The 23,101-nt window shown below is 62.9% G+C and carries 20 protein-coding genes; 13 read left to right on the top strand and 7 right to left on the bottom strand.

All coding sequences use genetic code 11. The features are described 5' to 3' along the window. Positions 1-34: 34 nt before the first annotated feature. Positions 35-997 carry a sugar-binding transcriptional regulator gene (locus tag ACNAOU_RS11625; RefSeq protein WP_018777718.1) on the bottom strand — a complete coding sequence of 321 codons (963 nt, stop codon included), beginning with the start codon at positions 995-997 and terminating at the stop codon, positions 35-37. A 122-nt stretch (positions 998-1,119) separates the two neighbouring features. Here ACNAOU_RS11625 and ACNAOU_RS11620 point away from each other — a divergent pair, with 122 nt between their 5' ends. The 6 genes from ACNAOU_RS11620 (at position 1,120) to ACNAOU_RS11595 (ending at position 10,326) form a co-directional block, all read left to right on the top strand. Beyond that, the gene (locus ACNAOU_RS11620) at positions 1,120-2,904 is read left to right on the top strand and encodes a glycerol-3-phosphate dehydrogenase/oxidase (protein ID WP_064722196.1); all 1,785 of its coding nucleotides are present in this window, start codon (positions 1,120-1,122) and stop codon (positions 2,902-2,904) included. A 169-nt stretch (positions 2,905-3,073) separates the two neighbouring features. Further along, positions 3,074-3,826 (top strand): MIP/aquaporin family protein, encoded by a 753-nt coding sequence (locus tag ACNAOU_RS11615; protein ID WP_018777716.1) that lies wholly within the window; start codon positions 3,074-3,076, stop codon positions 3,824-3,826. 79 nt (positions 3,827-3,905) lie between these two features. After that, positions 3,906-5,420, top strand: coding sequence for a glycerol kinase GlpK (gene glpK, locus ACNAOU_RS11610; protein ID WP_018777715.1), 1,515 nt, complete (start codon positions 3,906-3,908; stop codon positions 5,418-5,420). Between the two features lie 301 nt (positions 5,421-5,721). After that, on the top strand, positions 5,722-8,250 hold the full coding sequence (leuS, locus tag ACNAOU_RS11605) for a leucine--tRNA ligase (protein ID WP_422756979.1): 2,529 nt from the start codon (positions 5,722-5,724) through the stop codon (positions 8,248-8,250). A 59-nt stretch (positions 8,251-8,309) separates the two neighbouring features. Then, positions 8,310-9,293, top strand: a complete 984-nt coding sequence (locus ACNAOU_RS11600; protein ID WP_422756978.1) for a DegV family protein — start codon at positions 8,310-8,312, stop codon at positions 9,291-9,293. A gap of 145 nt (positions 9,294-9,438) precedes the next feature. Beyond that, a complete protein-coding gene (locus ACNAOU_RS11595) occupies positions 9,439-10,326 on the top strand; it encodes a helix-hairpin-helix domain-containing protein (protein WP_018777712.1) in 888 nt (295 codons plus the stop codon). Here the strand turns inward: ACNAOU_RS11595 and ACNAOU_RS11590 are convergent. Next, positions 10,291-10,593, bottom strand: coding sequence for a hypothetical protein (locus ACNAOU_RS11590; protein WP_422756977.1), 303 nt, complete (start codon positions 10,591-10,593; stop codon positions 10,291-10,293). The genes ACNAOU_RS11595 and ACNAOU_RS11590 overlap by 36 nt on opposite strands. Between ACNAOU_RS11590 and ACNAOU_RS11585 the strand changes: the two genes are divergently transcribed. Beyond that, the gene (locus ACNAOU_RS11585) at positions 10,592-12,037 is read left to right on the top strand and encodes a ComEC/Rec2 family competence protein (protein WP_422756976.1); all 1,446 of its coding nucleotides are present in this window, start codon (positions 10,592-10,594) and stop codon (positions 12,035-12,037) included. The genes ACNAOU_RS11590 and ACNAOU_RS11585 overlap by 2 nt on opposite strands. Then, the gene (holA, locus tag ACNAOU_RS11580) at positions 11,956-12,972 is read left to right on the top strand and encodes a DNA polymerase III subunit delta (RefSeq protein ID WP_422756975.1); all 1,017 of its coding nucleotides are present in this window, start codon (positions 11,956-11,958) and stop codon (positions 12,970-12,972) included. The genes ACNAOU_RS11585 and holA overlap by 82 nt, the downstream gene beginning before the upstream one ends. Before the next feature lie 106 nt (positions 12,973-13,078). Here holA and rpsT read toward each other — a convergent pair whose 3' ends face one another. Then, positions 13,079-13,339 carry a 30S ribosomal protein S20 gene (rpsT, locus tag ACNAOU_RS11575; RefSeq protein WP_011774926.1) on the bottom strand — a complete coding sequence of 87 codons (261 nt, stop codon included), beginning with the start codon at positions 13,337-13,339 and terminating at the stop codon, positions 13,079-13,081. 168 nt (positions 13,340-13,507) lie between these two features. After that, positions 13,508-14,044 carry a type II toxin-antitoxin system PemK/MazF family toxin gene (locus tag ACNAOU_RS11570; RefSeq protein ID WP_189075533.1) on the bottom strand — a complete coding sequence of 179 codons (537 nt, stop codon included), beginning with the start codon at positions 14,042-14,044 and terminating at the stop codon, positions 13,508-13,510. Positions 14,045-14,204: 160 nt separating this feature from the next. On the opposite strand from ACNAOU_RS11570, the gene lepA reads away from it, so the two are divergent. Beyond that, positions 14,205-16,058 (top strand): translation elongation factor 4, encoded by a 1,854-nt coding sequence (gene lepA / locus ACNAOU_RS11565; protein ID WP_026267159.1) that lies wholly within the window; start codon positions 14,205-14,207, stop codon positions 16,056-16,058. Further along, positions 16,059-17,288: a radical SAM family heme chaperone HemW gene (hemW, locus tag ACNAOU_RS11560; protein ID WP_422756974.1), complete on the top strand. Its 1,230-nt coding sequence runs from the start codon at positions 16,059-16,061 to the stop codon at positions 17,286-17,288. 71 nt (positions 17,289-17,359) lie between these two features. Here the strand turns inward: hemW and ACNAOU_RS11555 are convergent, their stop codons facing one another. Together ACNAOU_RS11555 and ACNAOU_RS11550 are read right to left on the bottom strand one after the other, a co-directional pair. Beyond that, complete coding sequence (locus tag ACNAOU_RS11555) at positions 17,360-17,773, bottom strand: DUF4870 domain-containing protein (RefSeq protein ID WP_018777707.1); 414 nt, start codon at positions 17,771-17,773, stop codon at positions 17,360-17,362. Positions 17,774-17,902: 129 nt separating this feature from the next. Further along, on the bottom strand, positions 17,903-18,754 hold the full coding sequence (locus ACNAOU_RS11550) for a DUF3097 domain-containing protein (protein WP_018777706.1): 852 nt from the start codon (positions 18,752-18,754) through the stop codon (positions 17,903-17,905). Between the two features lie 232 nt (positions 18,755-18,986). On the opposite strand from ACNAOU_RS11550, the gene hrcA reads away from it, so the two are divergent. From hrcA to ACNAOU_RS11535, 3 genes are read left to right on the top strand one after another with little or no spacing between them, the layout of a single operon-like run. Next, positions 18,987-19,994 carry a heat-inducible transcriptional repressor HrcA gene (gene hrcA, locus ACNAOU_RS11545; RefSeq protein ID WP_055975892.1) on the top strand — a complete coding sequence of 336 codons (1,008 nt, stop codon included), beginning with the start codon at positions 18,987-18,989 and terminating at the stop codon, positions 19,992-19,994. Between the two features lie 50 nt (positions 19,995-20,044). Then, the gene (gene dnaJ, locus ACNAOU_RS11540; protein ID WP_055975889.1) at positions 20,045-21,172 is read left to right on the top strand and encodes a molecular chaperone DnaJ; all 1,128 of its coding nucleotides are present in this window, start codon (positions 20,045-20,047) and stop codon (positions 21,170-21,172) included. 2 nt (positions 21,173-21,174) lie between these two features. After that, complete coding sequence (locus tag ACNAOU_RS11535; protein WP_422756973.1) at positions 21,175-21,936, top strand: 16S rRNA (uracil(1498)-N(3))-methyltransferase; 762 nt, start codon at positions 21,175-21,177, stop codon at positions 21,934-21,936. A gap of 15 nt (positions 21,937-21,951) precedes the next feature. Here ACNAOU_RS11535 and ACNAOU_RS11530 read toward each other — a convergent pair whose 3' ends face one another. Next, a complete protein-coding gene (locus ACNAOU_RS11530) occupies positions 21,952-22,827 on the bottom strand; it encodes a GerMN domain-containing protein (protein ID WP_422758683.1) in 876 nt (291 codons plus the stop codon). Between the last annotated feature and the right edge of the window lie 274 nt (positions 22,828-23,101).

Genomic DNA, 23,101 nt, shown 5'->3' with positions numbered 1-23,101 from the left:
AGCAACGACTCTACCCATTTCCTGCACGAATGCTTCAGGAGTGGCCATTGAAACTGACCAAGCGTCGCGCGGAAGCTTCGTCCAGGATGAGGTCGGTGGCCAAACCCGCAGCCAGGGCTCCCTGCAATCCGTTGATCTTGGAGGCGCCCGACACCACGCAGATCCTGCGCCGGACCTGCCGCAACTGTTCGTGGCTGGGTCCTGTGGAGCGCTCGTTCAGCGTGATGCCGTCCGAGGAGCCGTCACTCCGGAAGAACACAGTCGCCACGTCGCCCACCACGTCGTCCGCTGCCAGCATGGAGAGGTCGCGTTCATCCAGGTAGCCGCCGGCATACACGTGGCTCGGGTAGTCCGAATCAACGGATCCCACACCGAAAATAGCTATGCTCATGCGTGCCTGCAGATCAAGGATCCTTTGAACGCTGCGCTCATTCCACATGGCGGTCTTCGTGGCGGCGTGGTCGAAAAAGGCGGGAACCGGGAACTGTTCAACCCTCGCTCCGTAGGCACTGCCGAAGCGTCGCATGATGTCGCTTGCATAGGTAATGCCTGTCGTTTGCATGTTCCCGGCACCGTTGAGCTGGACCACGATGCTGTCATGGGTCACCTTGCGGGTGAGGTGACGGCTGACGGCGCTGAGCGTGGCGCCCCAGGCAACGCCGATGATTGCATTCGAATCCACCAAGGGTCCTATGGTCCTGGCAGCCTGCATGGCGACGCGGTCCAAGGTCTCCGCTTCATTCAAGGTGTCCAGCACCGGAACGACGTGGACGTCCACGCCGTACTGGTTCCTGATCTGGCTCTCAAGCTCAGGGCCGGTATCGAACGGACTTCGAATCTGGACCTGCACCAGGCCTGTTTCCCGGGCTGAGGACAACAGCCGGGACACTGTGGACCGGGACGTCCGCAGCTCGCGGGCGATCGCATCCATGGTCAGATCCTGCAGGTAGTACATCTGTGCAGCCCGGAGCGCATCCGAGTGACGTGATCGTGCCATCTCATTTCCTTACTGCACGTTTGTGCAAATAGCTTGACTCCATTTTCCACCTTCGCAAGATTAGTGGTGAACGGTGCAGCAGCGAGTGGCGCGGCGCACGAACCAAGCCCAAGGGAGCAGTTTTGGGACACAACAGGAATTCCGGTACTTCACAGCACGCACAGCAGCGTGACTCCGTCGTTGCACTGCAGGAGCGGCCCACGGCGAAGGTCCTCATTATCGGCGGTGGCATCAATGGTGTCGGAACGTTCCGCGACCTCGCGCTCCAGGGCGTCGACGTCGCCCTTGTTGAACGCGGTGATTTCTGCCAGGGCGCCAGCGGCGCTTCCTCCCACATGATCCACGGCGGCATCCGCTATCTCGAGAACGGCGAATTCCGCCTGGTCCAGGAATCCGTGGTCGAACGCAACCGACTCCTGCGCATCGCCCCGCACTACGTCAAGCCGTTGCAGACCACCATCCCGATCTTCAGCACTTTCTCCGGCATCCTTTCCGCGCCCATGCGTTTCCTTACCCACAAGCAGGGCAAGCCCAAGGAGCGCGGCGCGTTCCTCATCAAGGTGGGCCTGAGCATGTACGACTTCTTCTCCCGCGACGGTGGCAGCGTTCCGCGCCACCAGTTCCGCGGCCGGACAAAGGCCTTGGCTGAACTTCCCAAGCTGCACTCCGGAATCAAGTACGCAGCGACCTACTTTGATGCCTCAGTCCACAACCCCGAGCGTCTGACCCTGGACGTCCTGCAGGACGGCGAGAAGGCCGGCCGCGGGGGTGGGCTTCCCGGAGGCAGTGCCCGCGCCAGCAACTACGTCTCGCTCGTATCCATGGGTACCAACGGGGTCCGGCTCCGTGACGAGCTGACCGGCAAGGAATTCGACTTCCAGGCAGACGTCATCGTCAACACCACCGGCGCATGGGTTGACCTCACCAACCAGGCCATGGGTGCTGTGAGCAAGTTCATGGGCGGCACCAAGGGTTCCCACATTGTCCTGGACCACCCCGAACTCCTTGCCGCGTGCAACGGCCGGGAGATCTTCTTCGAGCACACCGACGGCCGCATTGTGCTGATCTACCCGATGGGAGACCGCGTGCTGGTTGGTACCACGGATGTCGACGCCGACATGTCCGAAGACGCCGTCTGCACGGAAGAAGAGATCGACTACTTCTTCGACCTCGTTGGCCATGTGTTCCCCACCATCAAGGTGGAGCGTGACCAGATCGTCTACAGCTTCGCCGGCGTTCGTCCCTTGCCCCGCCACGATGAAACCCAGCCGGGTTTCGTTTCCCGGGACTACCGCATCGAACGTAACGTCCGCACCGGTGACGACGCCGTAACAACACCAGGCGGCAAGGCCGCCGTCGTACTCAGCCTGGTAGGCGGCAAGTGGACAACCTTCCGTGCGTTGGCTGAACACATGACCAATGATGTCCTGCGCGAACTGGGCATGGAGCGCAAAGTCTCGACGGCGAAACTCGCCATCGGCGGAGGTGCCGGCTTCCCGGATACGGAACAGGGCGAACAGGAATGGATCAAGAATCACATGGGCCCGGGCCTGGATGCCGACCGGGTTGCCGTCCTGCTGACCCGTTACGGGACTCGTGCGGAAGAGGTCATTGAGTACCTCAACGCCGGCCAGGATCAGCCGCTGCGGTCAACCCGCGAACTCAGCGTTCGCGAACTGGCCTTCATGGCCGAGCACGAGCAGATCGGGCACCTGGTCGATGTCCTGATCCGCCGGACGTCACTTGCCTTCCGTGGCCTGGTGACCGGGGAGCTTCTCAATGAGATCGCCGCGGCCCTTGCCGAGCCGCTTGGCTGGGACGCAGCAACCCGTGAAGCCGAAATCCAGCACGCGCAGGATGTCCTGCAACGCTTCCACAAGGTTGACGTCCACAGCCTGGTGGCCTGAGGCCGGCAGCGGAAACAGCTTGACCGTCCCGGAGCGCGGCAGGGACGGAATGGGGTAGGTGGGCCCGACAGGGGCCCACCACACCGGGGCGGTTCCGGAGACAACGGAACCGTCCCAACAGCCTCTTCACCCGCGATGAGGCTGACAACAGAAAATAGAGGAGTCAAAGATGTCTCTTGGAATTGTTTTCCTTTCCGAAGTATTCGGAACCATGATGCTCACCCTGCTGGGTTGTGGCGTCGTGGCCAACGTTGCGCTCAAAGGCACCAAGGGCAACAACGCTGGATTCTTGATGGTGACGTGGGGCTGGGGTATTGCGGTCTTCGCGGGCGTTTTCGTGGCCGCCAAGTCCGGTGCGCACCTGAACCCGGCAGTCACCCTGGGCCTGTTGGTCAATGGAAAGGCGGAGTACGCGCCCGACGTGGCCGTAACGTTCGGCTCGACCCTGACCTATTTCGGCGGTGAACTGCTTGGTGCTTTCCTTGGCGCAGTAGTCTGCTGGCTCGCCTACAAGCAGCACTTCGATGAAGAGCCCCTGGCGGCAAACAAGTTGGGCACTTTCTCCACCGGCCCGGCCATCCGCTCCACCCCCTGGAACCTCATCACCGAAATCATCGGCACGTTCGTCCTGGTCTTTGTCATCCTGACCTTCGGAGGAACCCCCTCCGGCCTCGGCCCGCTGGCCGTAGCGCTGCTCGTTGTAGGTATCGGCGTGTCCCTCGGCGGTCCCACCGGTTACGCCATCAACCCCGCACGTGACCTCGGCCCCCGCATCGCACACGCCGTCCTTCCCATCAAGGGCAAGGGCTCCAGCGACTGGGCGTACTCCTGGATTCCGGTGGTTGGACCGTTGGTTGGCGGTACCTTGGCCGGGCTCGTTGGGCTGCTGGTACCCGGCATCATGCCTGCGCTTGCCGGCTGACCTGCCCACAACAATCTCCCTTATCCGCACACTGCTGACCATCACTGATTAACCAACAACACCAGACAAGGACGTCACCATGAATCAATACGTCATCGCCATTGATCAGGGCACCACCAGCTCGCGCGCCATCGTCTTCGACCACTCGGGCAACATTGTGTCCACCGGCCAAATGGAACACGAGCAGATCTTCCCGCAGGCGGGCTGGGTTGAGCACAACCCCGCAGAGATCTGGAACAACACGCGCGAGGTCATCGCCTCAGCACTGTCAAAGGCGAACCTGACGCGGCACGACATTGCCGCCGTCGGCATTACCAACCAGCGTGAAACCGCGGTTGTCTGGGACAAAAACACCGGTGAGGCCGTCTACAACGCGATTGTCTGGCAGGACACCCGCACCCAGCCGATCGTTGACGAGCTGGCACAAGACGGCGGGCTTGAGCGGTTCAAGCAGAAGGTTGGCCTTCCCCTGGCCACATACTTCTCCGGAACCAAGATCAAGTGGATCCTGGACAACGTCGACGGTGCCCGTGAAAAAGCCGAGGCAGGCGACCTTCTCTTCGGGAACACCGACGCGTGGGTCCTCTGGAACCTGACCGGCGGCGTCGACGGCGGCGTGCACGTCACGGACGTCACCAACGCTTCCCGGACCCTGTTCATGGACCTTGAGACATTGCAGTGGGACCAGGAGATCCTGGACGTCTTCGGTGTTCCGGCTTCCATGATGCCCACCATCAAGTCCTCCTCCGAGGTCTACGGCCAGGTCCACACTTCGCAGTTGCTCCGCGAGACCCCCGTGGCCGGAATCCTGGGCGACCAGCAGGCAGCTACCTTCGGTCAGGCGGCATTCCAGGCCGGTGAAGCGAAGAACACCTACGGCACGGGCTGCTTCCTGATCTTCAACACCGGCGAGGACATTGTCCACTCCAAGAACGGTCTTCTCACCACCCTCGGCTACAAGCTGGGTGACGCCAAGCCGCACTACGCCCTCGAGGGTTCCATCGCCGTCACCGGTTCCTTGATCCAGTGGCTTCGCGACAACCTGGGCATGATCAGCTCCGCGCCGGAAGTTGAGGAACTCGCCGCCGCAGTGAAGGACAACGGAGGCGTCTACATCGTTCCTGCGTTCTCCGGCCTCTTCGCCCCCTACTGGCGTGCGGATGCGCGTGGCGCCATCGTTGGCCTGACACGATTCGCCAACAAGGGCCACATCGCCCGTGCGGCGCTGGAAGCCACCGCCTTCCAGACCCGTGAGGTGCTCGACGCCGTCAACGCCGACTCGGGCGTTCCGCTCACCGAGCTAAAGGTCGACGGCGGCATGGTCGCCAACGAGGCACTCATGCAGTTCCAGGCGGACATTCTCGGCGTGCCTGTGGTTCGCCCGAAGGTCGTCGAAACCACGGCTCTCGGTGCTGCCTATGCGGCCGGTCTCGCTGTCGGCTTCTGGAAGGACCTGGGCGAACTGAGCGCCAACTGGAACGAAGACAAGCGCTGGGAGCCGCAGTTGCCGGCAGAGGAGCAGGAGCGCCAGCTGCGTCTCTGGAAGAAGGCAGTCACCAAGTCCATGGACTGGGTCGACGAGGACGTTAAGTAGCCTGACCTGACGTTGACGGCAGCCGCGCCTGCCCCGCCCGCTTCGCGGTGCCCACCACACCCGGGCGAGGCGCGGCTGCCGTCAACTCAACCATCAGTCCTGTAAGCCGCTCGATGCGACTTGGGAGTTTGATCGTGCGCTATTGTAGATCTATGCGTGCGATCCTTCTGCTTAGCTAGCCGCCCGGCTTTCAACAGCCGTGCGGCCGCCCCTCCATTGTTGAGGGGCTTTTGTGTGTCCGGGGGTATCCGGGACCGCAGCAGGAGGTAATACCGCCATCGAAGAACAGAAGAGGGCAGCAGTGAGCGTTCAGCCGGAGACAGAGACCGGAACAGCACAGACAGCCGCAGCCGAAGCGCCTGAAGAAGGCGTCTACAGCTTCGCTGCGATGGAAGCCAAGTGGCCGCAGGTCTGGGAAGACCTCAAAGTCTTCACGCCTGCCGACGACGGCTCGCGTGAACGCCGCTACGTTCTGGACATGTTCCCCTACCCCTCGGGCGACCTTCACATGGGCCACGCCGAAGCGTTCGCCATGGGCGACGTCGTCGCCCGTTACCTGCGCCAGAAGGGCTTCGACGTCCTGCACCCGATCGGTTGGGACTCCTTCGGCCTGCCCGCCGAGAATGCGGCCATCAAGCGCAACGCGCACCCCAGCGAGTGGACGTACGCGAACATTGAGACCCAGGCGGCGTCGTTCAAGCGATACGCCATCTCGGCTGACTGGTCGCGGCGCATCCACACCTCCGACCCTGAGTACTACCGGTGGACCCAGTGGCTGTTCAAGCGCTTCTACGAGCGCGGCCTGGCATACCGCAAGGACTCTCCGGTCAACTGGTGCCCCAAGGACCTCACTGTCCTGGCCAACGAGCAGGTCGTCAATGGCGCTTGTGAACGTTGCGGCACGCCGGTCACCAAGAAGTCCCTGAATCAGTGGTACTTCAAGATCACCGACTACGCCGACCGCCTGCTGGAAGACATGGACCAGTTGCAGGGCCACTGGCCCGAGCGCGTGCTGGCCATGCAGCGCAACTGGATCGGCCGGTCCGAAGGCGCACATGTCAGGTTCGTCATCGAAGCCACGGAGGACCGGGCTGAGCGCGAAGTCACCGTGTTCACCACCCGTGCCGATACCCTCTACGGCGCAACATTCTTCGTCGTTGCAGCTGACGCGCATCTGGCGCTGGACCTGGTCACGCCTGAACAGCACGACGAACTCATGGCCTACCGCGAGAAGGTCAAGGCCCTGTCCGAAATCGAGCGCCAGTCCACCGAGCGTGAGAAGACCGGCGTCTTTACCGGCCGTTACGCAATCAACCCGTTGAACGGCGAAAAGCTGCCGGTCTGGGCTGCTGACTACGTACTGGCCGACTACGGTACGGGCGCCATCATGGCCGTGCCCGCGCACGACCAGCGCGACCTCGACTTCGCCAAGGCCTTCGACCTCCCGGTCCGGGCCGTCCTGGATGCCGGCGACGAAGACCCCGCTGCTACCGGTGTGGCCACCTCGGGCGAAGGAACGCTCAAGAACTCCGGTGAACTGGACGGGCTGTCCAAGGCCGAAGGCATTCCGGCTGCCATCGGGATCCTCGAAAAGCTGGGAACCGGCGAGAAGTTCGTCAATTTCCGGCTGCGAGACTGGCTGCTGAGCCGCCAGCGCTTCTGGGGCACGCCCATCCCCATCATCCACTGCGGCGAATGCGGCGAAGTGCCGGTCCCCGACGACCAGCTGCCGGTCAGGCTGCCCGATAACCTGCGAGGCGAAGCTCTGGCCCCGAAGGGGACCTCTCCGCTGGCCGCCGCCGTCGAATGGGTCAACGTCGAGTGCCCCAACTGCGGCCGCGCCGCCCAGCGTGACACTGACACCATGGACACCTTCGTGGATTCCTCGTGGTACTTTCTGCGATTCGTCTCGCCCGACTACACCGAGGGCCCTTTCGATCCTGAGAAGATCAATGACTGGATGCCGGTGGGTCAGTACGTGGGCGGCGTGGAACACGCCATCCTGCACCTGCTGTACGCGCGCTTCTTCACCAAGGTCATCAAGGACATCGGGCTGATCGAGGCAAACGAGCCTTTCTCGGCGCTCCTGAACCAAGGGCAGGTGCTCAACGGCGGCAAGGCCATGAGCAAGTCCCTCGGCAATGGCGTGGACCTCGGCGAGCAGCTGGACAAGTACGGTGTCGATGCCGTCCGCCTCACCATGGTCTTTGCTTCCCCGCCGGAAGACGACGTCGACTGGGCGGACGTTTCGCCGTCGGGCTCGGCCAAGTTCCTGGCGCGCGCCTGGCGCCTCGGGCAGGACGTCAGCAGCGAGCCCGGCGTTGATCCGGCCACCGGTGACCGCGCCCTGCGCACGGTGACCCACAAGACCATTGCCGACGCCGCCGAACTTCTGGACAACAACAAGTTCAACGTCGTTGTGGCCCGCCTGATGGAGCTGGTCAATGCCACCCGCAAGACCATCGACTCAGGTGCCGGTGCAGCCGATCCTGCTGTTCGCGAGGCGGTGGAAGCTGTCGCTGTCATCCTGAGCCTGTTCGCTCCGTACACGGCCGAAGATCTCTGGAACACCCTGGGACACCCGGCGTCAGTGGCGAACGCGGGTTGGCCGGCACACGATGAAGCACTGTTGGTGCAGGACACCGTCACCGCCGTGGTCCAGGTCCAGGGCAAGGTCCGGGACCGCTTGGAAGTCTCCCCGGACATTGCCGAAGACGAGCTGCGTGAACTGGCCTTGGCTTCGGAGAATGTTCAGCGGGCATTGGACGGCCGCGGCATCCGTACTGTGATTGTGCGTGCACCTAAACTGGTGAACATCGTTCCTGCCTAGCAGGGACTGTGAGGCCGCCGGCACTGTGCCGGCGGCCGGCCATCATCTATGGAGGTTGCGTGCCTGAGCGAGAACCACCGGCCTGGATATGGCTCAAGGAAAGAGTGGCGCGTCTTCGGCAACCGGCGGCGCCGGTTCCTGTCGCTGACGAGCCACTTGCCGCCGTCGTCAAGACTGCCGTGGTCACCGATTCAGCGGCCGCGTTGCCCGCCGACTGGGTTTCCGCCTTTACCGCTGACGGTCGTTTGGCCGTTGTTCCCATGCCTGTGATGGTCGGCAATGAAATTTACGGCGAGGGCGAAGACGACATCACCCGGACATTGTCACTTGCACTTGCTTCGGGAGCTTCCGTCAAAACCTCCCGACCATCACCGGGCCAGTTCGAGCAGGCGTACCTGGCAGCCCAGCGGCGCGGTTTTGAGGCTGTGGTCTCCATTCACATTTCGTCCGAACTCTCGGGGACGGTGGACGCCGCCAAGCTGGCCGCTGAACGTGTCTCGATACCGGTCGAAATTGTGGACTCCCGCACTGTCGGCATGGCCCAGGGAATGGGCGTCCAAAGCGCGGTCGTTGCCGCAGCGGACGGGCGCGGACCGGCCGAAGTCCGCGGCTTCGCGGAACAGCGCATGGAACGCACCAAGGTGTACTTCTACGTTCCAAGCCTGGAACAGCTGCGGCGGGGTGGGCGTATAGGCGCGGCTGCGTCGCTCCTGGGTACGGTCCTGGCCATCAAGCCCATCCTGGCGGTCGACGGCGGCAAGATCGTGCCGCTCGAAAAGGTCCGTTCCGCTGTGCGCGCCATAGCCCGGCTTGAGGAGATCGTCGCTGCCGACGTAGCCTCCCGTCCCAAGGGGCAGCAACGTTTGGCGGTCCACCATTTCGGCAACCAGATTGAGGCCGAAGCCCTGGCAGCCCGGTTGAATCAAAGTTGTCCGGATTGCCCGGCTCCCCAGATCAGTGCTTTGCCGGCTGTCTTGGCCGCGCATGCCGGGCTCGGCGTTCTTGCTGTCATTGTGGGGGAGAGCAGTACGCCTACGGGCTGAGCCTGGACCTGCGGATTCATGCTCATGGACTGGATGAGGGTAGTGCGCCGGCGTGCCTGGTCTGCTTGCATCTGAGCGCAGCCACTTATCCACATAGCCATGGAAGCTCGCCCACGTGCCGCGCCGCCGACCGTAGGCTCGATTCATGCCACGCCGGAGCCGGGACCTGTCCCCAGATGCCGCAGCGCAGGCCGCGCGGGAACGGTTCGCCGCACGGATGATCCCAGACCACAGCAGTCGGCCGCTGCTGGATCTATCCGGGGATTCAGGCGCAGAAACAGATGATCTGGCGTCACTCTTCGCAGGCGAGGCAAATTCGGTTCCGGCTGTCGCCCGGCTGCGTTGGCGGACATCGTGGAGGGTAGCTGCGCTGGTTGCCGTGGTGGCGGCCGTGCTCATGGCGTGGTTTCTCTGGCGACTCGCGGACGGTCGGGCAACGTCTGAGCCCCTGGGTCCTTCCGTATCCGCCGGCCGCTCAGATGGTCCTGATGCCGTAGATCCTCCGGCCGAAGGCGTGCAGCCCGCAGAAGTTGCTGCTCCGCCTGCGCAAGGTGGGCCAGGAGTGGTCATGGTGCACGTTGCCGGTGCGGTGGGCAAGCCCGGTGTCGTCTCATTGCCTCAGGGGAGTCGCGTCTTCCAAGCCATCGATGCGGCTGGCGGGGCGGCGCCCGGCGCCGACCTTACCGCCCTCAATCTGGCGGAAGTCCTCACCGACGGAATCAAGGTCTACATACCCGTTGTCGGAGAGACACCCCCTCAGAGCTCGCCGGTTGCGGGTGCTGGCGCAGTTTCCGGAGCGGCCAGTGGAACAGCCGGCCCTGCCGCGGCAGGTGCCAAGGTCAACATCAACACAGCCTCGCTGGAGGAACTAGGGACATTGCCCAGGGTCGGACCGGTAACAGCCCAACGCATCCTGGACTGGCGGAAAGAGCACGGAGCATTCACGTCCGTGGATGAACTTGACGCTGTGGACGGCATCGGGCCCAAGCTTATGGAGTCACTGAAGGATCTTGTGACGGTGCAAGGTGGCTGACGCCGGCGCCGGGGCGGGGTCGGCCGGACGTACTGACCTCAGGTTGGTTCCTACTGCAGCCACTGCGTGGGGAGCGGCGTTCGCAGGCACCTTCAATGAGGCTGTTTGGTCCTGGGCTGCGGCAGGTTTCCTGTTGATCGCAGGCGCGGTCTTGCTGTTCAGTGGGCGGCAGCGGCGGTGCGCCGGGGTGCGGGCCCGGACAATGCCCGCCACTTTTGCTTTGGCATGTTTCTTCGGGGCCACAGTTGCGGTCCATTGTGCAGCCATGGCAGTCCAACGGGAAGAGGGACCGCTGGCGCAGGCGGCTGCGGACCATGACGGAGTCGCCATCGAGATACGGATTACGGGCAGCCCGGCCCCATCGATGGCACCTGGCCAGTCCGGAGGTAACAGGTGGACTGTGACAGCCGAATTGTTGGCCGTAACGGCGAAGAGCACTGTTGCGCGGGGGACGGCGGATGTCCTGATCGCCGGCGGCGATGGTTGGGACAAGGTACAAGCAGGCCAAGTGGTCAGGACCACCGGGACCCTCAAGGAAGCCCGCGACGGCCAGGGCCAGGATGCGCTCCTGTCGGCGTCCTCGTGGCCGGTGGTGCTCGACTCCCAACCCGATGTCCGGCAATCCGCCAGCGAGCTTAAGCATGGCTTCAGTGCCGCGACAAGGTGGTTGCCTCCCGATGCAGCCGGGCTGTTGCCAGGCATGGTCACGGGAGACACAAGTGCCTTGCCGGAGAGTCTCGAAAAAGACATGAAAACGACAGGGATGACCCATCTGACAGCTGTCAGCGGTGCCAATTGCAGCCTCGTTCTGGGAGCATTCATTCTGCTGGCCCGGTCACTTCGGCTCTCTCGCCCGTTGGCGGCCGCCATTGCTGCATGTGGCCTGGCTGGGTTCGTCCTCATGGTCGGTCCTGACCCGAGCGTCGTGCGTGCCGCCGTCATGGGAGCTGTAGGGTTGGCCGCCATGGTGGGCGGCCTTCGGGGGCGTTCCCTGACGTTCCTTTGCGTCGCCACAGCGATTCTGTTGCTTCTTGACCCGACCATGGCAGCGAACGCGGGATTTCTCCTGTCCGTACTGGCAACGCTCGGGATAGTACTCCTGGCCAGCCGCCTTGCATCCTGGATACCCTCGCGCGTTCCCCGATGGATGGCTGCCGGAGTGGCCGTTCCGTTCTCCGCCCAGCTGCTGTGCGGGCCCGTCATTGTGGCACTTCAGCCACAATTTACTCCGTATGCCCTCATCGCCAATGTCGTGGCCGGTCCTTTGGTTGCCCCAGTGACCATCATGGGAACGCTCGCCGTGCCGTTGGCGGTGATGGCGCCTTGGTTGGCAGTGGTGCCCGTCGCGGTGGCTGGCGGATGTGCGGCCACTGTTGCGGGAGTTGCCAGGTTCTTCGCGGGTATGCCCGGCGCAACAATGCCTTGGGCCGAAGGCCAGGCCGGTGTCGCCGCCATGGTGCTGTGCTCGGGCGTCAGCATCACGCTGGTCTGGATGGTCCTGCAATCGGAACGGGTTCTGGTGCGGGTTGTGGCTTTGCATGCCGGGGTGGTGCTGTTCCTGGGCCGCATGTCAGGGCGCAGGCATGGCAGACTTGATATCTGCAAGGAATCATCCGGAAGGAAACACCAGTGGCTGCTGCCCAAAACACCCGGGCCAAGAACGCCGCGGCGAACACCGTCAGCTGGCGGGACGCAAGCCCGGCCGCCGTAGTACTGATCACCGGGCCGGAAGAATACCTTGGTATCCGTGCCATGGATCTGATCCGCACGCAGGTGCGGACTGCCACGCCGGACGTGGAACTTAGCCGTCTCAACGCCGGCTCCTACGAGGCAGGGACGCTGGCGATGACAGTGACTCCGTCCCTCTTCGGGGAAGGCAAGCTCATTGAGGTCGAGGGCCTCGAAGCCATGAATGACGCGTTCCTGGCGGATGGTCTGGCCTATCTCCAGCACCCTGACCAGGACGTCGTCCTTGTTCTTCGCCACGGCGGTGGAGTACGCGGTAAGAAGCTGCTTGATACCGTGAAGGCCGGGGGATGGCCCGTCATCGACTGCCAGCCCCTGAAGAAGGACTCGGACAAGACCGCCTTCGTTGTCTCGGAGTTCAAGGCGGGCGGACGACGCATTGAAGGCGAAGCCGTCCAGGCCCTGGTAAACGCGGTCGGTGCCAATCTTTCAGAGCTCGCATCAGCGTGCGGCCAGCTCATCACTGATGCTACTACTGCCGTGACGGCAGAGACCGTGGAACGTTACTACGGAGGGCGGGTTGAAGCCACAGCCTTCAAGGTGGCAGATGCTGCCATGGCAGGCAACGGGCCAGTAGCACTTTCCACTCTCCGGCACGCCCTGGCCACCGGCGTCGATCCCGTTCCTCTCGTAGCTGCCCTGGCAGCCAAACTTCGGACCCTCGCCAAAGTAGCCGGGGCCAACGGGTCTTCAGCCACCATCGCCAGGAATCTGGGAATGCAGCCATGGCTGGTGGAACAGGCCCAACGTGACGTTCGCCGGTGGACCCCCGAAGGCCTCATCCGTTCCATCCAGGTCATTGCCGAGGCGGATGCCCAGGTGAAGGGCGAATCGCGTGATCCCGTGTACGCAGTGGAGCATGCGGTAACGGTAATCGCCACGTCAGCCAGTCGTCGCTGAAGTCGGCCTAAGAAGTACCCGCCGGAGAAATACCGGCCGTTAAACCCAAAGGCCGGCACCCAATGGGTGCCGGCCTTTTGATCAGCTCAGTCGAACTGGAAAAACCTTAGAGTGCGTTGACCTTCTTGGAGATCGCCGACTTGCGGTTTGCAGCGTTGTTCTTGTGAATAACGCCCTTGCTGACAGCCTTGTCCAGCTTGCGGCTGGCAGCAACAAGTGCAGTTCCAGCAGCATCCTTGTCAGCAGACTCAACGGCGGTGTTGACGGCGCGGATGGCCGTCTTCAGCTCGGACTTGACAGCGTTGTTACGCAGGCGAGCCTTCTCGTTGGTGAGGATGCGCTTCTTCTGGGACTTGATATTAGCCACGTATGAACTCTCTTTTTAATGCGGAAATGGTCTAGAGGGTTTTCAGGTTGGCCATCGACTGAGCGGCGTGGGGATGCCTATGGCAGCCAACCATGAGTGGCCGTCGACCTGCACGGACACACAGCTATAAAGGATAGCAGATACTCACGGATAACGGAGACCCGCAGTTCAGCGCACGCTTTGATAGGCCCTGAGGCTCCGTGAAACGTCCTGGAATTGCCGCTTGCCCAAGACCGCGCCTTCACGCCGCACGGCCCGGGGGTCCAAGCGGATGATGCGCTGTACATTGACCTCGCTGGGCCGGCCCTGTCGGTCCCAAGGGCCGGCGCCAATGTCGACGTAGCTATCCGCGCGTGCTCCGTTGTCGTGGTCTTTCGAGGTCAACATCAACCCAAGCAACCATTCTCCGTCCCGCCCGATAAGAAGAACGGGGCGGTCTTTGCCCTGCGAGTGGTCCTCTTCATAGGGGACCCAGCCCCACACAATTTCGCCAGGATCCGGCCTGCCGTCCGGCTTGGGGGAGTAGCTGGGCTTGACGGCTCCGCGGAAGTCGCCGGGGTAGCGGCCCGGTGGCTGCCCGACGGCGGTACGCCGGGTGGGTTTGCCCGCCGTCGCCGATGGCGCGGCCGGCTTGGAGCTGCCGCCTCGCAGCGCCTTGAGTGAACGCAACAGAAATTTCCCCAGGGGGCGCACGTCAAAAGCCATAGGAACACGCTACATCCGACGTCGCCGGACAGCAGGGCGCGCGATGTACGGCGAAGCGCCGGTTCGTGGGAGACTAGAGGATCAGATGCGCGGCATGTTCGGGCTGGCTTATGCCCAGTCCGGGTAATTGCCGTGTGAGTGTCGACAGTAAGGATCCTGCGTGTCTCCCATGGCCCGCACCGCACCGGTGCCCGCCGCAACAGATCCGGCCATCATCCGGAACTTCTGCATCATTGCCCACATTGACCACGGTAAATCCACCCTGGCCGACCGCATGCTGCAGTTCACCGGCGTCGTTCAGCAACGCGACATGAAGGCCCAGTATCTGGATCGCATGGATATTGAGCGCGAACGCGGTATCACCATCAAGTCCCAGGCTGTCCGCATGCCTTGGGAACTGGACGGCACCAGCTATGCCCTGAACATGATCGACACTCCGGGTCACGTCGACTTCACCTACGAGGTTTCCCGGTCCCTGGCAGCCTGCGAGGGCGCGGTTCTGCTGGTCGACGCGGCACAGGGCATCGAGGCCCAAACCCTTGCCAACCTGTACCTGGCGATGGAAAACAACCTGACCATCATTCCGGTCCTGAACAAGATCGACCTCCCTGCGGCCCAGCCCGAGAAATACGCGGCTGAGCTCGCCAACCTCATCGGTGGGGACCCGGAGGACGTTCTGAAGGTTTCCGGCAAGACGGGCGTGGGCGTCGAAGCGCTCCTGGACAAGATCGTCCGCGATTTACCTTCCCCCGTAGGCGATCCTGACGCTCCCGCCCGGGCCATGATCTTCGACTCGGTCTATGACACCTACCGGGGCGTCGTGACTTATGTCCGTGTTGTGGATGGCATGCTGCATCCCCGCGAACGTATCCAGATGATGTCTACCCGTGCAACGCACGAGCTTCTCGAAATCGGTGTGAGTTCCCCGGAGCCCACGCCCTCGAAAGGCTTGGGCGTTGGCGAGGTGGGCTACCTGATCACCGGCGTGAAAGATGTCCGTCAGTCCAAGGTCGGCGACACCGTCACCAACCTGGCCAAGCCGGCGTCGGAATCCCTCAGCGGTTACGCAGATGCCAAGCCGATGGTCTTCTCGGGCCTGTACCCCTTGGATGGCACGGATTATCCGGTCCTTCGCGATGCGCTCGAAAAGCTCATGCTCAACGACGCCGCCCTGGTGTACGAGCCCGAGACCTCCGCTGCGCTGGGCTTCGGTTTCCGTGTGGGCTTCCTGGGGCTTCTGCACCTTGAAATCACGCGTGAGCGCCTCGAGCGTGAATACAACCTGGACCTCATTTCCACTGCTCCGAACGTGGAGTACGAGGTCACCCTGGAAGACAAGCGCGTCGTCCACGTCACCAACCCCAGCGAGTACCCCACAGGCAAGATCTCCGAGGTCCGCGAGCCGATGGTCTCTGCCACGGTCCTGGCGCCCAACGAGTTCGTTGGCGCAATCATGGAACTGTGCCAGAGCCGCCGCGGCCAGATGAAGGGCATGGATTACCTGTCCGAGGACCGCGTGGAGCTCCGATACTGGATCCCGCTGGCCGAGATCGTGTTTGACTTCTTCGACCTCCTGAAGTCCAAGACCCGCGGTTACGCCTCGCTGGACTGGAAGGCCGACGGCGAACAGGTCGCCGACCTCGTCAAGGTCGACATCCTGCTACAAGGTGAACAAGTGGATGCGTTCAGCGCCATCACCCACCGCGACAAGGCCTACGCCTACGGTGTGATGATGACCGGAAAGCTCCGCGAGCTTATTCCCAGGCAGCAGTTCGAAGTGCCCATCCAGGCAGCCATTGGCTCCCGCATTATCGCCCGTGAGAGCATCCGTGCCATCCGCAAGGACGTTCTTGCCAAGTGCTACGGCGGTGACATCACGCGTAAGCGCAAGCTGCTCGAAAAGCAAAAAGAAGGCAAGAAGCGCATGAAGATGGTGGGCCGCGTTGAGGTTCCCCAGGAGGCCTTCATCGCAGCACTGACGACCGACGAGTCCAAGGACAAGGCCAAGAAGTAAATGCCCAGCGTCCTTCCTTTGGGCGATCCGGCACCTGCGGATGGATTATTGCCACCGCAGGTGCTGGACGGCGTCGAGCAACGCAAATTCGGGCTCTACGTGCACATTCCGTTTTGTGCCGTACGGTGTGGCTATTGCGATTTCAACACGTACACCGCCACGGAGCTCGGCGGGGGAGCGTCGCAGGATGCCTATGCTTCCACGGCTGTTTCCGAAGTCGCTTTCGCGGCGACGGCCCTTGAGGCTTCAGGCCTTCCGCATCGTCCACTAAGCACAGTATTTTTTGGCGGCGGTACGCCCACGCTCCTGCCTGCGGAGGATCTCGCAGAGATCCTGCGCGCCGCCGTCGGCTACTGGGGCTTGGAGCCCGGCGCTGAGGTGACCTCCGAGGCCAATCCGGACTCTGTAACACCCGAATCCTTGAAGGTGCTTGCGGACGCGGGCTTCACCCGCGTGTCCTTCGGCATGCAGTCTGCGGTTCCGCACGTGCTGAAAGTGCTGGACCGCACCCACACTCCCAGCCGGGTGCCGCTGGTGGTGCAATGGGCCCGCGAAGCAGGCCTCTCCGTCAGCCTGGACCTTATCTACGGGACACCAGGGGAGTCCATGGAGGACTGGGAGTTCTCACTCAAGACGGCACTCTCGTACGGGCCGGACCACATCAGCGCCTACGCATTGATAGTCGAGGATGGCACCAAACTTGCCGCGCAGATCAAGCGTGGCCAGGTGCCCGGAATCGACGACGACGACCACGCCGCCAAGTATGAACTGGCGGACAAGTTGATCTCCTCGGCCGGCTTGAACTGGTACGAAGTCAGCAACTGGTCGAGGACTCCGGATCAGGCGTGCAAGCACAACCTCGCGTATTGGCGCGGAGACGATTGGTGGGGAATCGGCCCCGGCGCGCACTCACACGTGGGCGGTGTCCGGTGGTGGAACGTCAAACACCCCACGGCCTACGCATCACGATTGGGGGCAGGGACCTCACCTGCCGCAGGGCGCGAAACCCTCGACGCCGGCACCCGGGAAGTCGAGCGGATCATGCTGGAGGCGCGGCTCGGAACGGGACTTGCCGTAGATGCCCTGGATGCGATTGGGCGCCACGCGATGGCGGGCCTCATTGCTGACGAACTGGTTGATCCGGTTCAGGCATTCAAGGGAAGACTGGTTCTTACCCTCAAGGGCAGGTTGCTCGCAGATGCCGTAGTCCGCAGGATCCTGCCGGACTGACCTTCGCCTGGGACTGACAGTCCGGTACCGTACCCCCCGGACCCCCCGGATTCATCGGGCGGATCGGGGTCCTACTTGATCCAGCGCAGGTTGAAACGGTAGCGGTGGGGCTGGCCGTGGTTGACCCGGATGCCCGCTGAAACAGAGAAGCACGTCAGTGCCACCCAGATACCCGTGGCAATGACGGCAAAAATGTTTCCCACCACCGGCAGCAGAACAAGGATGTTGGCCAAGACGGCGGCAATGGTGGGAGGCAAAGTGAAATTCAGTGCCTCCTTGGATTCCTGCGCAGTGAACGGCCCGCGGTCGCGGAAAATCAGGTAGATCAGGAGAGCCGGCAAGCATCCAAGGATGCCGCCGAAGTGCGCCAAAGTGGCCCACTGCCTGTCCTCGCTGGCTGTCAACGGGAGTGCGTTGGCAGGGGCGCCATGGTACTGGGGCCGGCCTGCGGCGCTGCCCGGTTCTTCAGGAGCGTTATCTGCCACGGTGTCTTCCCTTTGCTTTAAATGCTTTAAAGATGCTGCTGTGTTGCTGTCCAAGAATACCGGGCCGCGCGTCCTTCCCGGGACCAACGCCCCGGAAGCATGCCGGATCCTGATGATCCGGACCGTGGACTACGGGACGGTGAGGAAGTCGATGACTTCTTCCACACGCCCCAACAACGATGCCTCAAGGTCCGCATAGCTGTGCACTGCGCCCAGCAGGCGCTGCCAGCCCAGCCCGATGTCCTCCGCTGTTTCGTGGGGCCAACCGAAGGCCGTGAGAATCCCGGTCTTCCAATCAGTGCCGCGGGCAACGGCGGGCCATTGCTCGATGCCCAGGACCTTCGGCCGGATGGCCTGCCACACGTCCACATAAGGGTGGCCCACGATCAGGACGTTGCCTGCAGCGCCGGGGACAGTCATGGCCTCGGCCGCGATCCGGGACTCCTTTGAGCCCGCCACGAGGTGGTCCACCAGGATGCCAAGGCGGCGGCCGGGACCGGGTCGGAAGTCGGCAATGGCGGACTTGAGGTCGTCCACGCCGTGGAGCGGTTCCACCACAATTCCTTCAACACGGAGGTCGTCACCCCAGACTTTCTCCACGAGTTCAGCGTCGTGCTTGCCCTCCACCCAGATGCGGCTGGCCTTCGCGACCTGCGCCCGTTGCCCCTGGACCTTTACCGAACCCGAGGCCGTGCGATTCGCCTGAACCGCTGAAGCGGGCCGGCGAGGGGCCGGAGGCATCAACCTGATCGCTTGTCCTTCGAGAAGGAATCCGTACCCGAGTTGGAACGACTTAGTTTTACCGCGCCTGTCCTCGAGCGACACGATGTGCATGCCACCGGTCTTTTCCACCCGGGTGACTTCGCCCACCCATCCTGACTGGACGTCTTCGAGGACCATGCCGCGTTGCACCGGCACCTCAGGGAGCTGGCGTTTGGCTGGAGCGGTCAGGTCCTGCGGGCCCCAATTGTCGAAAGCCAAGGAATTCCTACCTCTGTGGTGATGTGAAAGGGGACAGGGGCGGGTTGCCGTCAGCCGGTATCGGGACGCCGCCCTGGATGCAGTCCTCGGACGGTTTCAATGCTAACAACGTGGTGGCTCATACTAGACTTGTTAGCACTTGGGCATGTTGAGTGCTAAGTGTGCGGTGATCCATTGGAGGTCCCGCGGGGACCGGTCCCATGGACCATGGCAGTCGTCAGGAGGTGTAGCAATGAGTGAGCCACGCAAATTGGAAGTGCTGCGTGCCATCGTTGAGGATTACGTGCATTCCCGGGAGCCGGTGGGATCGAAAGCCCTCGTTGAGCGTCATCACCTGGGTGTTTCCAGTGCCACCATCCGCAATGACATGGCTGTCCTGGAAGAAGAAGGTCTCATTGCCGCCCCGCATACCAGCGCCGGCCGAATCCCCACTGACAAGGGCTATCGCCTGTTCGTTGACCGCATCTCCCAGGTCAAGCCGTTGTCCGCCGCCGAGCGTCGGGCAATTCATTCGCTGCTTGAGGGACCCGACGACGTCGATGACATTCTTGAGCGCACAGTACGGCTCCTTTCCCAGCTGACCAACCAGGTCGCCGTCGTGCAGTATCCGCACTCGCACCGCGCATTGGTCCGCCACGCGGAGTTCGTTCTGCTGGCCCCCAAACAGGTGCTGGTGGTCCTCATTGCGGACACCGGGAGCGTCGTGCAAAAAGTCATCGACGCCGGTTCGGACGTGGGGAACGAGGCTTTGATGTTGTTGAGGTCACGATTCCTCGGCAGCATCGCCGGCACCCAGCTGGCACTCCTGCCGCAGGTGTTACCGTCGGTGGTGGCCCTTTGCCCGCCGGATCTTCGTGCCCTCGCCCAAAGGCTGGCCAATGGCTTGGAATCCCTGAGCGACACCAGCCGTGAGGAACGCATTCTGATGGCCGGTACGGCCAACCTCGCACGTTCCAACGTTGACTTCCCGCTAAGCATCGGTCCCGTGCTTGAAGCCCTTGAGGAACAAGTTGTCATGCTCCGGTTGTTGTCGGACATGGGAGACGATCCCCGGGGCGTGACAGTCAGCATTGGCCGGGAGAATCCGTACGACGGCCTGGCCGAGGCCTCTGTAGTGGCCACCGGCTACGGTTCCGGCGCCAAGGTGGGAATCCTTGGACCGACCCGCATGGACTATCCCACCACCATGGCAGCAGTTCGTGCCGTGGCCCGTTACCTTTCCCGCATTCTCGGCGGCTGAACACCGGCCCGGGAAAACATCCGCAGTACAACCAGGAAGAGATACCGACTTTGAGCAGCCACTATGACGTTTTGGGAGTCTCGCCGGAAGCCACCGGGGAAGAGATCAAAAAGGCGTACCGCAAGTTGGCGCGGAAACTCCACCCGGACGTAAACCCGGGTGAAGATGTCGCGGAGCAGTTCAAGGCCGTGACGCACGCTTACGAAGTGTTGTCAGATCCCCAGAAGCGTCGCGTCTACGATGCCACGGGCAACGAGAACGGCACTGATAACGGCTTCGGCGGCGGCTACGCCGGCCAGGGCTTCGCCTTCCAGGACATCTTCGACACGTTCTTTGGCGGCGGCGGTGGACACGGAGGGCCCGCCTCCCGCGTACGACGTGGCCAGGACGCCCTTATCAGCGTTCGGATCGACCTCAAGGATGCCGTGTTCGGCGTCAACAAGAAGCTTGAAGTGGACACAGCCGTGGTCTGCCCCACCTGCGACGGCAGCTGCTGCCGCCCGGGCACCCACCCTGAACGCTGCGACATCTGTGGTGGCAGCGGCCAGGTTCAGCGCGCCGTCCGCTCCATCCTGGGGCAGGTCATGACCACCGCCCCCTGTGGTTCCTGTGAAGGCTTCGGCACCGTCATCAAGGATCCCTGCAACGAATGCAACGGCCAGGGACGCATCAGGAGCCGCCGTTCGCTCACCATCAAGGTTCCCGCCGGCGTCGCTACCGGTACGCGAATCCAGCTGTCCGGCCAGGGCGAAGCAGGACCCGCAGGTGGTCCGGCCGGTGATCTCTACGTGGAGATCCGCGTCAACAACGATTCCACGTTCGTACGCGAAGGCGACGACCTCCACGCCACCCTCAGCGTGCCCATGACGGCTGCTGCCTTGGGGACCGACGTGCAGCTTGAGACGTTCGACGGCGCACAGGACATCGAAGTGAAGGCAGGCACGCAGTCCGGAGAGGTCATCACCCTTCGTGGCCTCGGCGTAACGCACCTGCGGGGCTACGGCCGCGGCGATCTCAAGGTTCACCTGCATGTGGAAACACCTACCAAACTGGACCATGCACAGGAAGAACTCCTCCAGCAGCTTGCCAAGCTCCGCGGTGAGCAGTTCACCGAAGGAAAACTGGTGGCCAGTGGTGGCATGTTCGCAAAGCTCCGGGACAAGCTCGGTAACCTGTAGCGGTGAGCAACCCCGTTTTCTTTACGCCGGCCGGTAGCCTCAGCCACGTAGCGCCCGGTACTAATTTTGTCCTGGAGGGTCCGGAGGCCCGTCACGCAGTGACGGTGAAGCGCTTGGCCGTCGGTGAGTCCGTTGACATCGCCGACGGCGCAGGTGCCCGTCTCACTGGAGTGGTCGCCGAAGCGACGCCCGGTGCCCTGACGGTCACCGCCACCGACATCGTCTTCGAAGCCCAGCCGGACGTTCGATTGGTACTGGTTCAGGCGTTGGCCAAGGGTGATCGCGACGAGCTCGCAATCGAGACGGCAACGGAACTGGGCATTGATGCCGTGATTCCCTGGCAGTCGGAGCGATCCATCGTGCGCTGGAAAGCGGAGCGGGCAGCCAAGGCGCATGCGAAATGGGAGTCAGTGGTCACTGCGGCTGCAAAGCAGGCGCGCAGGGCCTGGGTACCTCCAGTCCGCCCGATCGTCGACTCCAGCGGTTTGGTGAAAGCCGTTGCCGAGGCCGACTTGGCCGTCATTCTTCACGAGGACGCCAAAAACCCTCTGCGGGAGGTCCTGGAGAGGCTGGATGTCAACGGCGCTTCACCCAGTGAGGTTCTGTTGATCGTGGGGCCTGAGGGCGGGATCTCGCCGCGTGAAGTGACGCGGCTTAGCGATGCAGGGGCCGTGACGGCCCTCTTGGGTCACCATGTCCTGCGGTCGTCGACGGCGGGACCCGCCGCCGTCGTCCTGGCCAGCGACGTCCTCGGTCGCTGGTAGCCGGCGAACGTCGAATCAGGCCACGGTGAACAACCGGGTGTCCGTGCTCGATTCGATGGCCTTGCCGGCATCGTCGACCTCGGTTACCCGCAATTCATATTTTCCGGGTTTCAGTGTCGCGCTGAAGCTGAACAGACCATACTGCCCGGGTTCGCCGGTTGCTTTGGTCTGGCCCGTGAGCAGGCTCGACTTCTCACCCTTGCCGTTGTCCTGAAGGATCTGCCAGCTGATGGGCCGTGAATTGTCCGTGGTGCGCCCGTTGAACTTGATCAAACCAGGGGGCAGGGACACGTCCTCCTGCGGATCGATGATCCACAGCGGCGCCACCAAGGAAGCATCACGCGTCATGGGTTCGCCAAGTTTCACTTGCCCGAACGCCATGTAGTCCTTGTGTCCGTCAACGAGAATGACCACTTGGATCTGCTGTCCGGAGTTGATGAGTCCGGAGGACGATGCCGCGGCCGACGCGGTGTAAACCAGCTGCTGGATGGCCCGTTGCGCCATCCCGGCATCGAGGTTTGAGTTGAAGGCGTCGCGGGACACATCAACGGTGATCACGTTTTTCCCCGAGATGGAGGTCGCCAGGCTTCCTGGTTCCTGCCAGGGCGTGAAGAAGTCGTGATCCAGGGGCTTTTCCGCCATCATGATCCGCAGGGCCGTCGTCACAGGATTGCCGTCACCGGAAATGTCCCGGAACTCACGGTAGAGGTAGACCTCCTCCTTGCTCCGCCCGATCCAGTAGACGGGAATCTTGGTGGACGCCTGCGTCGTTTCCAGTGGTGCGTTGCTCGCAGGGGCGTCCTGGACTGTCATCGGAGGCGAGCTCTGTGTCGCCTGGCTGCCCCCTCCGCCGTTTGCGATGCAACCAGTGAGCAGCATGACAGCAAGCATCGCCGGCGCAACGACGGCGGACTTGGTCCGCTTGCGTGCGCCGCTTCCGTTGCTCGCTGGCTCGGTGATGGCGTTTCCTGTCTTACGATGCAAAACGCGGCCGCCTATGGGGCGGGCCGCTGGGGTCGGAACTGCGGGGGCTCGACCACCCCCGCTATGCCAGCTTGGCACATCGTCGACGGCGTCCGGCCGGGTTTCTGCGGACGCCGGCCAACTGAAACATGATTGATACCGGCTTGATGCCGAGTTGAGACAAAATGTCGGCAGTGCAGCG

The sequence above is a fragment of the Paenarthrobacter sp. C1 genome (assembly GCF_049315185.1).
GTDB classification, from domain to species: Bacteria; Actinomycetota; Actinomycetes; order Actinomycetales; family Micrococcaceae; genus Arthrobacter; species Arthrobacter nicotinovorans.
This window is presented reverse-complemented; position numbering and strand designations above follow the sequence as displayed.

Bases quoted from the DNA above. Each gene is read 5' to 3' on its own strand.
- ACNAOU_RS11625 (WP_018777718.1), bottom strand. From the start codon at position 997: ATGGCACGATCACGTCACTCGGATGCGCTCCGGGCTGCACAGATGTAC.
- ACNAOU_RS11615 (WP_018777716.1), top strand. From the start codon at position 3,074: ATGTCTCTTGGAATTGTTTTCCTTTCCGAAGTATTCGGAACCATGATG.
- glpK (WP_018777715.1), top strand. From the start codon at position 3,906: ATGAATCAATACGTCATCGCCATTGATCAGGGCACCACCAGCTCGCGC.
- ACNAOU_RS11595 (WP_018777712.1), top strand. From the start codon at position 9,439: ATGCCACGCCGGAGCCGGGACCTGTCCCCAGATGCCGCAGCGCAGGCC.
- ACNAOU_RS11585 (WP_422756976.1), top strand. From the start codon at position 10,592: ATGGCAGTCCAACGGGAAGAGGGACCGCTGGCGCAGGCGGCTGCGGAC.
- ACNAOU_RS11590 (WP_422756977.1), bottom strand. From the start codon at position 10,593: ATGGCTGCACAATGGACCGCAACTGTGGCCCCGAAGAAACATGCCAAA.
- ACNAOU_RS11570 (WP_189075533.1), bottom strand. From the start codon at position 14,044: ATGGCTTTTGACGTGCGCCCCCTGGGGAAATTTCTGTTGCGTTCACTC.
- hemW (WP_422756974.1), top strand. From the start codon at position 16,059: ATGCCCAGCGTCCTTCCTTTGGGCGATCCGGCACCTGCGGATGGATTA.
- hrcA (WP_055975892.1), top strand. From the start codon at position 18,987: ATGAGTGAGCCACGCAAATTGGAAGTGCTGCGTGCCATCGTTGAGGAT.
- ACNAOU_RS11530 (WP_422758683.1), bottom strand. From the start codon at position 22,827: ATGCTTGCTGTCATGCTGCTCACTGGTTGCATCGCAAACGGCGGAGGG.